Origin of the sequence: Aliishimia ponticola, from assembly GCF_004803475.1 — a bacterium.
Classification (GTDB): Bacteria; Pseudomonadota; Alphaproteobacteria; order Rhodobacterales; family Rhodobacteraceae; genus Aliishimia; species Aliishimia ponticola.
The window spans coordinates 82,870-96,434 of record NZ_SRKY01000002.1 but is presented as its reverse complement, the minus strand read 5'-3'; the positions used below and the strand labels follow the sequence as shown (position 1 = coordinate 96,434).

Here is a 13,565-nt window from a genome sequence, read left to right as displayed (position 1 = left end):
CGCAGGGGGGAGCGAAGTTGACCGATTTATTCTCAGATTTCGAGGCAGAGACCGTTCTCAAACGGGACGAGTTCTCGGAAACCGTTCTGGGGCATCGGCGTTCCAACCCATCCGAAAAACTTGTTCTGCGGCGTCTGGATACGGTGCCATGGTATTTCCGCGCGCTGTCGCAATGGCTTGCACGGCGGGAAGTCCGTGGCCTGAAGGCCGTGCAGCGCATCGAGGGTGCCCCGGACCTGATTGACGCCGATACCTCTGGCATCCTGCGGGTCTGGACACCGGGCACGCCGCTGCAATTGGCCCGTCCTGCCGATGCGAAGTGGTATCACGATGCAAAACGTGTGCTGCGCGAAATGCGGCGCGCGGGCATTACCCATAACGATCTGGCCAAGCCGCAAAACTGGCTGATGCTGCCCGATGGGCGCGCGGGTGTGATCGACTTTCAACTGGCCCATGTGTACCGGCGAAAGGGCAAGATCTTTCGGATCGCCGCGCGCGAGGACTTGCGGCACCTGCTCAAGCAGAAACGCCGCTATGCGCCCGATCTTCTAACCCCGTCCGAGAAACGGATGCTGGCGCGCAAATCCCTGCCCGCGCAGCTTTGGATGGCGACAGGCAAGCGGCTGTATAACTTCGTCACGCGCCGCCTGATGCATTGGTCCGATGGTGAAGGCGATGGCGATGTACTTGCCCTGCACGGTGACGCGCTGCGGCAGGCGTTTTTGGACGCAGGCGCGCGTGAAGTACAATTCGCGACCTACCCCATGCCATCCGGCGGACGCGGGCTTTATGCCTTTGTCGAGGCCGAAACGGACCTCGCGCCCGACACGCCGGTCCCGGTGACGTTGACCCAGCGCGTATGCAAGATGCCGAGCGGGCCAGAGGGGGCAATCTGGACGGAGATGCTGCATCTGATTGCCAATAATCGCGTGGACGAGATCGAGGCGCTTCTGGACAAACACCCGGATCTCAGGCCCGGTGTACGCGCCGTGATGCAAGGGCGGCTAAACCTGACGGACCGGCACCGCTGACCGGTCAGAACGGGGCCTTACTGCGGAACCGCATCGACACGCCACCATCCGGGTGTTTCAAGCGCAATTCTTCGGAATGCAACATCAGCCGCGGAAAGTCGCGCGCTGGCCCCGTGGCGTAGAACGGATCACCCAGAATGGGATGTCCCATCGCAAGGCAATGCACGCGCAGCTGATGGCTTCGCCCCGTTTTGGGGAACAGCCGCAGCCGCGCCGTATCGCCTTCGGACTTCATGCGTTTCCACGCGGTTTGCGCGGGTTTGCCTGTCTCATGGCAGACCATCTGCTTGGGGCGGTTCGGCCAGTCCACGATCAGCGGCAGGTCGATCTCGCCCGAGGCTTCCTCGGGCACGCCCCAGACCCGCGCGACATAGGTCTTCTTGGTCATCCGCTTTTCGAATTGCAGACCCAGATGGCGCTGTGCGTGCGGCGTGCGGGCAAAGACCATCACGCCCGAAGTATCGCGGTCGAGCCGGTGCACCAGCAGGATTTCAGGAAACGCCTCTTGCAGGCGCGACAGAAGACAATCGGCCAAATCCGGCCCCTTGCCCGGCACCGAAAGCAAGCCCGATGGCTTGTCAACGACCATAAGCTCAGCGTCCTCATGGACGATATTCAGCGGCGTATCGGGGGGGACGTAACGTTCCATGCGCTCCCGTGGCAAATCGCCGTTGGGTTTGCAAGCCCGCCGGTGCAGCATGCGCCGAAAGAGGAGGAACAAATGCACCCAACGATCACACGCATGCAAGAGGTTGTCGCCAAAGGGAACGAAGACGACATCCTGACCCTATTGGCCGAAGACGTCGCCTTCATGCCGCCGACCTATTGGAAAACCTGGACCGGGCGCGAACCCGTCGCCGCTGTGCTTGGCCATGTGGGCCGTGTGTTCAGCGACTTCCGGTATCGCCGGATCATGGGCGCGGACAAGGATTGGGCGCTGGAATTTCAGTGCAAGGTCGGGGACTACGACGCGGTCGGTGTTGACCTGATCACGCTGAACGACGACGGGCTGATTCAGACCTTCGAGGTTGTCATGCGCCCCTACAAATCCGTCGGCGCGCTGCGCGAAGCCATGAACGCGGCGGTGATGACCGATGCCCGGTTCCTCAAGTTCCGCGAGGCGCTTTCCTGAACGTGGCCAGCAGCGACCAGCTGTAGATCACCAAGGCCGCCCAGATCATCGGGAAGGCAATCAGGCGGGCCCCGTCGAAGGGCTCGCCAAAGATCACAACGGCGCAAAGAAAGATCATCGTCGGCGCGATGTACTGCAAAATGGCGATGGTCGACAGTTTCAGCCCCTTGGCGCCATTCGCATAAAGCATCAGCGGAATCGCCGTCACAAGCCCGCAGCCAAGCAGCATCCACGTGTCGTAGGCGCTTGTCCCAAACGCACCATTGCCATTCACGCTCTGCCACAGGACCACTGCAATGGCGGGCGGCGTGAGGATCAGAACCTCAAGCAAGAAACCCTGATTGGGACCGATGGGCAGCATCTTCTTGAAATACGCATAGAAGCCCCAGCTGACGAACAGCGCGACCGCAGGCCAAGGCAAACTGCCCGCGTCGATGGTCAGCACCAGTACGGCCCCCAGCGCCAATGCGATGGCGATCATCTGCGGCGGCGTCAGGCGTTCGCGCAGTAAAAGCGATCCCAGCGCGACCGAAAACAGCGGGTTGATGTAATAGCCCAGCGCCGCATCCAGCGTCCGCTCATTGGCAATTGCCCAGACATAGACGCCCCAGTTCACTGAAATCAGCGCCGCTGTCACGCAGCCCATCGCCAACATGCGCGGGGTGCGCAGCGCGGTCAGAAGATCGCCGGTCCGGCGCAGGATCATCAGCACCAAGGCGGCGACCGGCACCGACCACAGCACGCGATGCGCCACCACTTCGACCGGAGAGATATGGTCCAGCGCCTTCATATACAGCGGCAGGAACCCCCACAGGAAATAGGCGGAAACGGCAAAGGCCAACCCGGCGGGAGTATCTTCGTTTTGCGTGCTCATGGCAAAATATAGCGCAGCGCGGCGCGCCTTGGTCAATAAGACGCGCCATGCTGTTTTGTGATGGACCGCATCGCCAAACCGCGAGGGTCGCAGGCCGCCCCGCGCGCTAGAGCTTTACCCGTTCCGATTTGGGATCATACATCGGCTTTAGGCTGGCTTCGGCATCGACCAGCGTTCCGGCCACATCGATCTGATAACGCGACGCCAAGACCTGTTCGACGCTTTCGCCCTTGCAGGGCACATAGCCCAGCCCCATCGCACCGCCCAGCGCGTGACCATAAGCACCCGACGACAGATAGCCGACGATCTCGCCGTCGCGCAGGATCGGCTCGTTGTGATACAGCAACGGCTCCGGGTCAGTCAGGCGGAACTGCACCATGCGGGCATTCAGCCCGGCGTCCTTCTTGCGCAGTACGGCGTCGCGCCCGATGAAGTCCGGCTTGGCAGTTTTCACGGCAAAGCCGAGGCCCGCTTCAAGCACGTGATCCTCGCAGGTGATGTCATGGCTAAAGTGACGGAAGCCTTTTTCGATCCGGCACGTATCCATCATGTGCATCCCGCACAGCGTCAGCCCCATGCCCTGCCCGGCCTCGTACAGGGTTTCAAAGACGTGACCCGCCATATCGGCGCTGACATATACCTCCCAGCCAAGCTCACCGACATAGGTCACCCGGTGAACCCGTGCGAGGCCCATGCCGATTTCGATCTCTTGCGCGGTGCCGAACGGATTGACGGCGTTCGAGAAATCCGCCGGAGACACCGCCTGAAGCAGTTTGCGCGCATTCGGCCCCATCACGGCAAGGACGCCCTCGCCCGCCGTGACATCGGTGATGACAACCTGCGCCTCCCGCTCGCGCGCGCGGCGCATCATCCACGTCTGATCGGCAAGGCGCGTCGCGGCGGGGGTCACCACCAGATAGGCCGTCTCTGCCAACCGCGTCACGGTCACATCCGCCTCGATCCCGCCCGCCGGGTTCAGGAACTGGGTGTAGACGATCTTGCCCACCGGAACCGACATATCCGCGCCGCAGACATAGTTGAGGAAGGCTTCAGCCTCTGGCCCTTCGACGCGCAGCTTCCCGAAGGAGGACATGTCATACATGCCGACATTTTCCCGCACGGCCATATGTTCGGCCCGCACATTGTCGAAGAAATTCTGCCGTTTCCATGAATAGGCATAGTCCGGCGATTGGCCCTCTTCCGCGAACCAGTTGGCGCGTTCCCACCCGGCAAGTTCGCCAAAGACAGCGCCCTGTTGCGCAAGGTGCTGGTGAAACGGCGTGCGCCGGACCCCGCGGGCCGTGGCCTTTTGACGATACGGGAAGTGATCGGCATATAGCAGGCCGAGCGTTTCCGTACTGCGATCCATCAGGTAGGTCTTGTTGCCCTGAAACGGCTGCATCCGCGAGATGTCCACATCGCCCAGATCGAACGGCTTTGCCCCGTCCTGCATCCACTGCGCCAGCGCCATGCCCGCGCCGCCCGCCGACTGGATGCCAATCGAATTGAACCCGGCTGCGACCCAGACATTGTCCATCTCGGGCGCGAGGCCAAGATGATAGGCATCGTCCGGCGTGAAACTTTCCGGGCCGTTGAAGAAGGTGTGAATCCCCGCCTCCGCCAGCATCGGCATCCGCGCGACGGCCTTTTCGAGGATCGGCTCGAAATGGTCGAAATCCTCAGGCAATTGGTCGAATTCAAAGCTGTCGGGGATCGGGCCCCATGGCTTGGAAACGGGCTCGAACGCCCCCAGCAGGATTTTCCCGGCGTCCTCCTTGTAGTAAGCGTGTTCATCCGGCACCCGCAGCACCGGAAGCTGCGTCAGACCGGGGATGCTTTCGGTCACGATATAGAAATGTTCACACGCCTGAAGCGGGACATTGGTGTTCAGCATCAGGCCCACATCGCGGCCCCACATGCCCGCGCAGTTCACCACATGGTCACAGGCGATATGGCCCGATGTGCCATCCTCGCCCTGCCAATCCACACCCGTGATGCGGCGGCCTTCGCGGGTGACGCCCGTCGCCTTGGTGCGTTCAGCCACAACGCCGCCGCGCTGGCGGGCGCCCTTGGCGAGCGCCTGCGCGATATTGGCCGGATCGCCCTGTCCATCCTTGTCGAGATAGACCCCAGCGACCACATTTTCGAGATTCAGGTGTGCGTAGCGCGCCTTGATCTCGTCCGGGGTGATCTCATCCACTTCGACACCGAAGGCCCGCGCCATCGCCGCCTGGCGGAAGATTTCCTCGCGCCGCTCTTCGGTCAGCGCCACGGTGATGGAGCCGCACCGCTTGAACCCCGTCGCCACCCCGGTTTCCGCTTCGAGATCGCCGTAGAGTTCCTGGCTGTACTTGGCGAGCTTGGTCATATTCGCCGTCGCACGAAGCTGCGCGATCAGCCCTGCCGCGTGCCATGTGGTGCCGGAGGTGAGCTGCTTGCGTTCCAGCAGAACCACATCGGTCCAGCCGAGTTTCGTCAGGTGATAAGCGACAGAGCAGCCGATCACCCCGCCGCCGATGATGACGGCGCGCGCATGTGCAGGAATTTCAGGCATGGGTATCATCCTTGTGCATGAAGTGGGATCGGATCGCCTTTGGCGATCCGACCGAGAGGGGGGCGTTGCCCCCCGCCGCGCGATGCGCGACTCCCCCCAAAGTATTTTTCAACAGGCGAAACACGCGATCAGACAAGGGAGTGCCCCTTTGCGCGCAGACGGTTGGCAAGTTCCGCGATATGGGCCGGGCCGACCTCACAGCAGCCGCCCAGAATGGTCGCGCCGTGATCCAGCCAGCCCATCGCGTGATCGGCATAGGCCTGTGCGGAGAGATCGCTGCGCGCTGTCAGGGCCTTGGCCGTTGTGTTGCCTTTTATAAAGGCCTCTGTGATTTCCGTGAACCCGTTGGCATAGGCCCCAAGCGGGCGGTTCGATGTCGCCAGAGCCTCCAGCGCGGCCGGGATCGCTTCGGGCGCGGAACAGTTGATGAGCACGGCATCCGCTTCTTGGGCGATCGTGGCGGCCTCTGCCACGGGTTCACCGGAACGCAGGCGGTGCCCATCGCGGTCATCGACGGTAAAGCAGAGCCAGACCGGGCGGTTGGTTTGGCGGCCCGCTGCCAATGCCGCGCGCCCGGCGGCGATGCTGGGAAGGGTTTCAAAGAGCAGCAGGTCAACGCGCGGCGCCAGCAGCTTGGCAACCTCGGCATAGATCGCAACGGCCTCGTCGTGGTCGGGCATCAGGTCCGCGCGGTAACTGGCCCCGATCGGGCCGATAGAACCGGCGACCCGGCAGCGGTTTCGGACCGGCTCCACCGCATCAAGCGCGGTTGTGATCAGCGCGCCAAGTTGGTCTTCCATATTTGGCAGGGCCGTACCTTCGGCGGCGTAATGGTTGCTGTCGCCGCCGCGCAGTCGATCCCGGTGCAGCGCGTAGGTGTTGGTTGTCGCCACGGTTGCCCCGGCATCCGCGTAGTCTGTGTGAACCGCGGTGACGCTTTCAGGTGCGTCGAGAAGCGACTGCGTCGCCCAAAGGGGCGTCGCCACGCCGCCAGCCCGTCGGATCAGTTCCTGGCCCATGCCACCGTCGAGAAGGGTGATATCTGTCATGCGAGGCTCCGGATTGTGTGGCGCAGGATCAGCTTGTGCGGGACCAGCACCAGCCCAAGGTAAGCCCGCCCGGTCCAGTGGTTGAACCAGATGGACGTGGTGACGGCGGTGCGCGCGGATGTGCGTTCCGTCAGCAGCGTGAAGGTCAGGTGCTTGTCCTGCAGGCCCACGCAATAGCGATCGGGCGTTTCCTCAAGGACGGGCAGCGACGCCATCAGCCTGGCCCCATCAGCGCCTTCGGTCTTCAGCCCGAAACGCCCCGCCAGCCGGTTGCGCAGGTCCAGCGCGACTTGCGCCCAGCCGGGCATCTGGCTGAGCCCATATTCATGGATCGCCCGCGCCGTCGCCAGATCGCGGCCCAGCATACCTTCGTGCCGGTCCTGCCAATCGGGTGGAGACGCGGGCGGGAACGTTGTCATGCGCGCAGCCGCTCGTTTTCCGGATCCCACAGCGGGGCGTCCGGTTGCACCACCGCCTTGCAGCGCGTGCCGTAGATGTCGATCTCAAGCTCGGTCCCCGGTGTGGCCAGATCGGTGCGCAACATGCCCAACGCAATGGACGCCCCGACGCGGTAGCCATAACCGCCGCTTGTGGTTTCGCCGACGACCTCGCCGTCATGCCAAATCGTTGACATATAGGGCGCGTCCTGCGCGCCGGCATCGACGATAAGGGTGACGAAGCGCTTCGTAACGCCGGATTGCTTTTCGGATTGGATCGCGGCCTTGCCGGGGAAATCCTGCGGCTTGTCCAGCTTGACGAACCGATCCAGCCCGCCTTGCAGCAGGGTGTAGTCGGTGGACAGATCGCCCTTCCACGCGCGATAGCCCTTTTCGAGCCGCAGGGAATTCAGCGCATACATGCCAAAGGGTTTAAGCCCATGCGGCGCGCCCGCCTCAAGCAGCTTGCCGTAGATGGCGGGCGTGTCTGCCACCATCGAATGCACTTCCCAGCCAAGTTCCCCTGCGAAGGACACGCGCACAAGCTGCACCCAGATACCGTCGATCTGGGCCGATTGGTGCGTCAGCCAAGGCTGTGTCAGATCGGCATCCGTAACCGCGGCCAGTACATCGCGCGATTTGGGGCCCGTCAGGATTTGGCACGAGAAGTCGCGCGTCACATCCGTCAGGCGGAACACCGCGTCCTCGGGCATATGGCGCTGCAACCACTCCAAATCGTGCCACTGCGCCGCCGCGGCCGTGATCAGGAAGAAGAAGTCATCCGCCATGCGCATGGCCGACATTTCTGTCACGATCCGGCCGCGATCATCCGCAAAATAGAGCAGACCGATCCGCCCAACCTTGGGGATACCGCCGGTGCAGAGCCCCCGCAGAAACTCAGCCGCGCCTTCGCCCTGCAACCGATAGCGGGAAAAGCCCGGCAGATCGAGAATACCGCAATCGTCGCGGACCGCTTCGCATTCTTCCTGCACACGCACCCGCCACGGGCCTTCGCGGTCCCATGTATGCGTGGCCTCTTCCGAGGTATCATCACCGGGCTTGGCGAACCAATTGGCACGCTCCCACCCGTTATAGGCGCCCATGACGCCGCCCATTTCCACGATTTTGTCATGGACGGGGGAAAGCTTGCGGTCGCGCGCAGCGGGCCATTCGTGATGCGGGAAATGCATTGCGTACTCGTGGCCGTAGACCTCCATCGCCTTGTCGATGCAGTACTGCTGGTCCGTGTAATCCGTATAGCGGCGCGGATCGACGGCCCACATATCCCATTCGGTCTGACCTTCCGTCACCCATTCGGCCAACACCTTGCCCGCGCCGCCCGCTTGCGTGATCCCGAAGGTGAAGACGCAGGCCTCGAACGCATTGGGCACGCCCGGCATCGGGCCGATCAGCGGCAGACCATCGGGCGCATAGGGGATCGGGCCGTTGATCACACGCCCAACGCCCGACGCGCCAAGCAGCGGCACGCGTGCCATTGCGTCTTCGATATACCATTCCAGTCGTTCCAGATCGTCCGGGTAAAGCTGGAAGCTGAAGTCCTCCGGCATCTGGTCTTCCGGTGTGATCCAGTGCGCCTTGCAGTTACGCTCATAGGGGCCAAGGTTCAGGCCGGTCTTTTCCTGCCGCAGATAGTAAGAGCTATCCACATCGCGCAGCAGCGGTAGCTTGCGGCCATTTTCTGCCGTCCATTTTTCAAGCTCTTCGACAGGCTCGGTCAGGAAATACTGGTGGCTCATCACCGCCATCGGCACGGTGCGGCCGCCGAACGGTTTGAACCACTCGCCCACACGCTGCGCATAGTAGCCCGCCGCGTTGACCACCTTTTCGCAGCGGATGTCACCCTTTTCGGTGTGCACGATCCACTCGCCGTTCTCGCGGCTGACGCCCGTTGCCGGGCAGAACCGTTCGATCCGCGCGCCCATCTGCCGCGCACCCTTGGCCAAGGCCTGCGTCAACTGCGCCGGGTCGATATCGCCGTCATCCGGATCCCACAGCGCGCCTGCAAGATCATGTGTTTCAAGGAACGGGTAATGGTCCTTCAGGTCACTGACCTGCATCATCTCAAGGTCGAGCCCCTGATACCGCCCCATCGACCGCGCGCGCTCGAACTCCATCACCCGCTCGCGCGTGTGGCCCAGCCGGATAGAGCCGGTGACATGGTAGTTCATCGGGTAATCCACCTCTTCGGCGAGGCGTGAATACAGATCCAGCGAATAGCGCTGCATGTTCATGATCGCCCACGAGGTCGAGAAGGACGGGCAGTTGCCCGCCGCGTGCCACGTCGATCCGGCGGTCAGTTCGTTCTTTTCCAGAACCACGCAATCCCAGCCCGCTTTGGCCAGATGATACGCGCAAGATGCACCAACAGCACCGCCCCCGATGATGACCACACGGGCCGTTGTCGGAAAGTCTGTCATCGCTTAGTCCTCCTGTTGCGGCACGTCGTCCGCGATGTCGTAGTAATCGCCTTTCCAGCGCGTGAAGATATGCTTGTGCAGCCGCAGCCCTGTCGGCCCGTCGATTGCACCCAGCGAAAAGCTCATCCCGTCCTCGGCATGTGCCTTCCAGAACAGAAAACATCCGCAATTCGGGCAAAAGCCGCGTTTCGCGGTGGGCGAGGCCTCGAACCAGCGGACCTCTCCGGTGATGTCATAGGCCGCATCGGGGGCATAACCGCTCGCCCAATAGTGACCGGATTGCTTGCGGCATTGTCCGCAATGGCAGGCCGCTACGCTGTCGCCGCCGCCATCCACGCGGAACCGAACATTCTGGCAATTGCAGCTTCCCTCCAGCATCACGCGCCCTCCGTCATGCCTTGCCCGGCGCGGGCGATATGCCCAGCAGCACGCCATAGATCACGAAACACACGGCCAGCGCGCGGCGCAGCCATACATTCATGACAGCGGCCAGCGCTGTCCGGCCCAGCCCCGCGCCCAGCGCCGTGAACCCGCAATAGCTGAGTGTCGTCAGAGTCAGCGCGGTGGGCATGATGACCCAAATCTGCTGACCGATGGGCACATCCGGTTGAACGAACTGGGAAAACGCCGCGAGGTAGCCCGCCACCGACTTTGGATTGATCGTCGCAATGGCCAACGCGCGCAGATAGATGCCGCGCGACGAGGGCGTGACCGTGACCGGCTTGTTGGCATAAAGCCAGCCCCGCACGCCCAGCCAGATCAGAAATCCCGCACCGATCAGCTTTGCGATGGAAAACGCGGTGGGCGATGCCGCAATAAGGGCCGTGACGCCCAGCGCCGACAGAACCAGAAACGCGCTTGCCTGTGTCAGGATCGCCAGTACGCCCGGCAAGGCCCGCACAAAGCCCAGATGCATCCCGTTCTGAATGCAATTGACCGCATTCGGCCCCGGCGTCGTCACGAAGACGATCCAGAACAGCGCGAAAACGGTCCAGGCCTCGAAGCTCATCAATACACCGGCGGGGCAATGACCCAGATGGCCGTCGCGACCTCCGGGTAGGGGTTGGCCCAGCGGAACGGCTCGCCACGAATGCGGAAGCTGTCGCCGGGATGAATGGTGAAGTCCCGTGCGCCGATCGTCAGATCAAGCCGCCCGGACAAAAGGTATCCGACCTCTTGCGTTGGCCGCGTGACGGTTTCGCCGATTTGCGATCCGGGTTCGAAGGTGGAATGAACCATTTCGAAATCGTCGGTCAGATCGGGCGACAAGAGTTCCTCCACCAAACCTGAAACCCGTGATCCGAAAGGCCGGCGCGTCCCGCGCCGCACGACGAACCCATCCTCGGCCTGATCGGTCGATTGGTGCCGCGCCAGCATCGACACCGACACATCCAGGGCAGCGGCAAGGTGGCGCAGATCGGTGATCGACGGCTCGGAAATGTCCCGCTCCACCTGACTAAGCCACCCGACAGAGCGATCCATCCGCGTCGCCAGTTCAGTCAGAGTCATCCCCCGCGTCTTGCGCAAAGCACGCAGATCAGCGCCAAGCGTATGCGGAGGGTCGTGCAGCATGTCGGTCCTTTGAAACGCGCAGGCGGTGAAATTTCGCTCTTGAATTTCATTCTGCCCTGATTCCGTGAAATCGCAATCCATTTTTTCACGGCGACGATGAAAAATCGCGCGCGCGCCGAAAATTCAGCCACTTTCGGCGCGTCCAGTTAAGGACAACGCAACCTCGATCGGTAAACCTGACAGCGGGAGGACAAACGCACGAACCTCAAGGAGTTTCCCCATGTGCTTGTCTGCTGAAGCCTTCGCCCTGTTCCTGTCGCTCTTGCCGATGGACATTATCACGACCACACCGGGTGAAATCACGATCCACGCAACCGTCAAGGATGCCCATTGGCTGCAAGTCGGCGACCGATGGTGCACCGACGCCGTCTGATCAGCGCGCGAACACGTCGTTTAGCAGGGTTTCCAGCGCGTCGGCGTCGCTTTGCGTGAACGCATCGGGCTGATCGCTGTCGAGATCGAAGACCGCGATCACCTCGCCCGCCGCGTTCCGAACCGGAAGAACAAGTTCCGACCGGGTGGAGCTTGCGCAGGCGATATGCCCATCAAATGCGTCGACATCCGCAACAAGCTGCGTTTCGCCCGTCCGTGCTGCCGCGCCACAGACCCCGCGTGCAAACGGGATCTGAAGGCAGCCATGCCCCCCTTGATAGGGCCCGATCTTGAGAAGTTCCGGCGCGGTCACACGGTAAAACCCCGTCCAGTCGAACCGGTCATCGCTGTGATGCACCTCGCAGGTGACGGTCGCCATCAGCGCGACCTCGTCTGTTTCGCCTTCCGTCAGCGCGGCGATTGTCTTGGCCAATTCGGAATAATCAACACGCATCACGCGCCCCTTTCTTGATGTTTACGGGGGAAACTGCCGCCCGTGTCAGACCCGTTCGATGGCGATGGCGGTTCCCTCGCCCCCACCGATACAGATCGCGGCAACCCCACGTTTCAGGTTTCGTTTCTCCAACGCGTTGAGCAACGTGACCATGATCCGCGCGCCCGATGCGCCGATTGGATGGCCCAGCGCACACGCGCCGCCATTGACGTTCACGATGTCATGGCTCAGCCCCATTTCATGCATGAAGGCCATGGGCACGACCGCAAAGGCTTCGTTCACTTCCCACAGGTCCACGTCATCTTTCGACCAGCCGATCCGGTCGAGCAGTTTCTGCGCCGCCGGAACCGGAGCAGTGGTGAACAAGCCCGGCGCTTGCGCATGGCTGGCGTGGCCCATGATGCGCGCCCGCACCTGAAGCCCTTGCGCCGCTGCGGCCTCTTCGGACGCAAGGACAAGCGCCGCAGCCCCGTCCGAGATCGACGACGAATTCGCCGCCGTCACCGTGCCACCGTCGCGGAACGCGGGCTTCAATTGCGGTATTTTGTCGGGGCGCGCGTTTTTCGGCTGCTCATCGGCCGAGACTGTCGTACTGGCCCGGCGGCTGCGAACCTCGACCGGGGCGATCTCTCCCTCGAACGCGCCGGAAGCTTGCGCATCAAGCGCGCGTGACAGGGAGGTCAGGGCATACTCATCCTGCTTTTCACGGGTGAACTGGAACGCCTCGGCGCAGTCCTCGGCAAAGGTGCCCATCAGACGGCCCTTGTCATAAGCATCTTCGAGCCCATCCAGAAACATGTGGTCAATCACCTGCCCATGGCCAAGCCGCGCGCCGCCGCGCATCTTTGGCAGCAGATAAGGCGCGTTCGTCATCGATTCCATGCCGCCCGCAACCATCACATCCGTCTGGCCCAAGGCGATCTGGTCGAACGCCACCATCGCAGCTTTCATGCCGGACCCGCACATCTTGTTCAGGGTCGTGGCGGGCACTTCTTCGCCAAGCCCTGCGGCGAATCCCGCCTGCCGCGCCGGCGCCTGCCCTTGCCCCGCGGGCAACACGCAGCCCATCAGAACCTCGTCTATCTGGTGCGCCCCGGCGGCATCCATCGCCGCGCGGATCGCCGCACCGCCCAGTTCGGACGCGGCCATGCCCTGCAATTCCCCTTGGAATCCGCCCATCGGCGTCCGGGCTGCCCCTGCAATTACGACTGTCTTCATTGTAATTTCCTCCCCTCGGCGCGGACTCACAAAAAAGTAAGGTTTTGACCCTATGTATCCGGCGTAGATGATAAAAAGCGGTACAGCATGAACCTTAGCAGCACAACAGACGGCAATCGCCGAGTCGTCACAGTGAACGAAAGCCGAATTGACGCTGCCGTCGCTCTGACCTTCAAGGAACAGATGCGCACGGAAACGGAAAGCGGTCCTGATACGGTGATTCTGGACCTACAACAGGTCCAATTCGTTGACTCCAGCGGCCTCGGTGCGATTGTCGCAGCGATGAAAACCATGGGCAAAGGACGTACCCTTGCGCTGGCCGGGCTGAACCCGACCGTCAGCAAGGTGTTCCAGCTGACCCGGATGGATTCCGTCTTTCAGCTTTTCCCGACGCTGGATGACGCGCTGGACAGCCTCGACGCATGACGCAAAGG

15 protein-coding genes are annotated in these 13,565 nt (G+C 62.4%); 4 read left to right on the top strand and 11 right to left on the bottom strand.

The window, feature by feature from the left end; all coding sequences use genetic code 11:
- Nucleotides 1-17 precede the first annotated feature (17 nt).
- Nucleotides 18-1,031, top strand: a complete 1,014-nt coding sequence (locus E4Z66_RS06805) for a serine/threonine protein kinase (protein ID WP_136462256.1) — start codon at nucleotides 18-20, stop codon at nucleotides 1,029-1,031.
- 4 nt (nucleotides 1,032-1,035) lie between these two features.
- On the opposite strand, the gene E4Z66_RS06800 is transcribed toward E4Z66_RS06805, so the two are convergent.
- Nucleotides 1,036-1,680: an RluA family pseudouridine synthase gene (locus E4Z66_RS06800; RefSeq protein WP_136462255.1), complete on the bottom strand. Its 645-nt coding sequence runs from the start codon at nucleotides 1,678-1,680 to the stop codon at nucleotides 1,036-1,038.
- Nucleotides 1,681-1,752: 72 nt separating this feature from the next.
- Here E4Z66_RS06800 and E4Z66_RS06795 point away from each other — a divergent pair, with 72 nt between their 5' ends.
- Nucleotides 1,753-2,163: a nuclear transport factor 2 family protein gene (locus E4Z66_RS06795; protein WP_136462254.1), complete on the top strand. Its 411-nt coding sequence runs from the start codon at nucleotides 1,753-1,755 to the stop codon at nucleotides 2,161-2,163.
- Here the strand turns inward: E4Z66_RS06795 and rarD are convergent.
- From rarD to E4Z66_RS06755, 8 genes are all read right to left on the bottom strand, one after another.
- Nucleotides 2,138-3,037 (bottom strand): EamA family transporter RarD, encoded by a 900-nt coding sequence (rarD, locus tag E4Z66_RS06790; protein WP_136462253.1) that lies wholly within the window; start codon nucleotides 3,035-3,037, stop codon nucleotides 2,138-2,140. The genes E4Z66_RS06795 and rarD overlap by 26 nt on opposite strands.
- A 106-nt stretch (nucleotides 3,038-3,143) precedes the next feature.
- A complete protein-coding gene (locus E4Z66_RS06785) occupies nucleotides 3,144-5,591 on the bottom strand; it encodes a GcvT family protein (protein WP_136462252.1) in 2,448 nt (815 codons plus the stop codon).
- A 128-nt stretch (nucleotides 5,592-5,719) separates the two neighbouring features.
- Entirely contained in the window at nucleotides 5,720-6,640 is a 921-nt protein-coding gene (locus E4Z66_RS06780; RefSeq protein WP_136462251.1) for a homocysteine S-methyltransferase family protein, read from the bottom strand.
- Nucleotides 6,637-7,059, bottom strand: coding sequence for a DUF2867 domain-containing protein (locus E4Z66_RS06775; protein ID WP_136462250.1), 423 nt, complete (start codon nucleotides 7,057-7,059; stop codon nucleotides 6,637-6,639). Before E4Z66_RS06775 ends, E4Z66_RS06780 begins: the two co-directional genes overlap by 4 nt.
- The gene (locus E4Z66_RS06770) at nucleotides 7,056-9,515 is read right to left on the bottom strand and encodes a GcvT family protein (RefSeq protein WP_136462249.1); all 2,460 of its coding nucleotides are present in this window, start codon (nucleotides 9,513-9,515) and stop codon (nucleotides 7,056-7,058) included. The genes E4Z66_RS06775 and E4Z66_RS06770 overlap by 4 nt, the downstream gene beginning before the upstream one ends.
- Nucleotides 9,516-9,518: 3 nt before the next feature.
- Complete coding sequence (locus tag E4Z66_RS06765; protein ID WP_211097123.1) at nucleotides 9,519-9,893, bottom strand: GFA family protein; 375 nt, start codon at nucleotides 9,891-9,893, stop codon at nucleotides 9,519-9,521.
- 13 nt (nucleotides 9,894-9,906) lie between these two features.
- Nucleotides 9,907-10,524 (bottom strand): LysE family translocator, encoded by a 618-nt coding sequence (locus E4Z66_RS06760; RefSeq protein WP_136462247.1) that lies wholly within the window; start codon nucleotides 10,522-10,524, stop codon nucleotides 9,907-9,909.
- Nucleotides 10,524-11,087, bottom strand: a complete 564-nt coding sequence (locus tag E4Z66_RS06755; protein WP_136462246.1) for a helix-turn-helix domain-containing protein — start codon at nucleotides 11,085-11,087, stop codon at nucleotides 10,524-10,526. Before E4Z66_RS06755 ends, E4Z66_RS06760 begins: the two co-directional genes overlap by 1 nt.
- Nucleotides 11,088-11,307: 220 nt before the next feature.
- Here E4Z66_RS06755 and E4Z66_RS19625 point away from each other — a divergent pair, with 220 nt between their 5' ends.
- On the top strand, nucleotides 11,308-11,460 hold the full coding sequence (locus E4Z66_RS19625) for a hypothetical protein (protein WP_168797740.1): 153 nt from the start codon (nucleotides 11,308-11,310) through the stop codon (nucleotides 11,458-11,460).
- Here E4Z66_RS19625 and E4Z66_RS06750 read toward each other — a convergent pair whose 3' ends face one another.
- The gene (locus tag E4Z66_RS06750; protein ID WP_136462245.1) at nucleotides 11,461-11,913 is read right to left on the bottom strand and encodes a GAF domain-containing protein; all 453 of its coding nucleotides are present in this window, start codon (nucleotides 11,911-11,913) and stop codon (nucleotides 11,461-11,463) included. It lies immediately after the preceding gene.
- Between the two features lie 45 nt (nucleotides 11,914-11,958).
- Nucleotides 11,959-13,131, bottom strand: a complete 1,173-nt coding sequence (locus E4Z66_RS06745) for a thiolase family protein (protein WP_136462244.1) — start codon at nucleotides 13,129-13,131, stop codon at nucleotides 11,959-11,961.
- An 87-nt stretch (nucleotides 13,132-13,218) separates the two neighbouring features.
- On the opposite strand from E4Z66_RS06745, the gene E4Z66_RS06740 reads away from it, so the two are divergent.
- Nucleotides 13,219-13,557, top strand: a complete 339-nt coding sequence (locus E4Z66_RS06740) for an STAS domain-containing protein (RefSeq protein ID WP_136462243.1) — start codon at nucleotides 13,219-13,221, stop codon at nucleotides 13,555-13,557.
- Nucleotides 13,558-13,565: the final 8 nt, after the last annotated feature.

Excerpts from the sequence above, each read along its gene's own strand:
- E4Z66_RS06760 (WP_136462247.1), bottom strand. The coding sequence starts at position 10,524 with ATGAGCTTCGAGGCCTGGACCGTTTTCGCGCTGTTCTGGATCGTCTTC.
- E4Z66_RS06795 (WP_136462254.1), top strand. The coding sequence starts at position 1,753 with ATGCACCCAACGATCACACGCATGCAAGAGGTTGTCGCCAAAGGGAAC.
- E4Z66_RS06770 (WP_136462249.1), bottom strand. The coding sequence starts at position 9,515 with ATGACAGACTTTCCGACAACGGCCCGTGTGGTCATCATCGGGGGCGGT.
- E4Z66_RS06755 (WP_136462246.1), bottom strand. The coding sequence starts at position 11,087 with ATGCTGCACGACCCTCCGCATACGCTTGGCGCTGATCTGCGTGCTTTG.
- E4Z66_RS06765 (WP_211097123.1), bottom strand. The coding sequence starts at position 9,893 with ATGCTGGAGGGAAGCTGCAATTGCCAGAATGTTCGGTTCCGCGTGGAT.
- E4Z66_RS06780 (WP_136462251.1), bottom strand. The coding sequence starts at position 6,640 with ATGACAGATATCACCCTTCTCGACGGTGGCATGGGCCAGGAACTGATC.
- E4Z66_RS19625 (WP_168797740.1), top strand. The coding sequence starts at position 11,308 with ATGTGCTTGTCTGCTGAAGCCTTCGCCCTGTTCCTGTCGCTCTTGCCG.
- E4Z66_RS06750 (WP_136462245.1), bottom strand. The coding sequence starts at position 11,913 with ATGCGTGTTGATTATTCCGAATTGGCCAAGACAATCGCCGCGCTGACG.
- E4Z66_RS06800 (WP_136462255.1), bottom strand. The coding sequence starts at position 1,680 with ATGGAACGTTACGTCCCCCCCGATACGCCGCTGAATATCGTCCATGAG.
- E4Z66_RS06740 (WP_136462243.1), top strand. The coding sequence starts at position 13,219 with ATGAACCTTAGCAGCACAACAGACGGCAATCGCCGAGTCGTCACAGTG.
- E4Z66_RS06775 (WP_136462250.1), bottom strand. The coding sequence starts at position 7,059 with ATGACAACGTTCCCGCCCGCGTCTCCACCCGATTGGCAGGACCGGCAC.
- E4Z66_RS06785 (WP_136462252.1), bottom strand. The coding sequence starts at position 5,591 with ATGCCTGAAATTCCTGCACATGCGCGCGCCGTCATCATCGGCGGCGGG.
- E4Z66_RS06745 (WP_136462244.1), bottom strand. The coding sequence starts at position 13,131 with ATGAAGACAGTCGTAATTGCAGGGGCAGCCCGGACGCCGATGGGCGGA.
- rarD (WP_136462253.1), bottom strand. The coding sequence starts at position 3,037 with ATGAGCACGCAAAACGAAGATACTCCCGCCGGGTTGGCCTTTGCCGTT.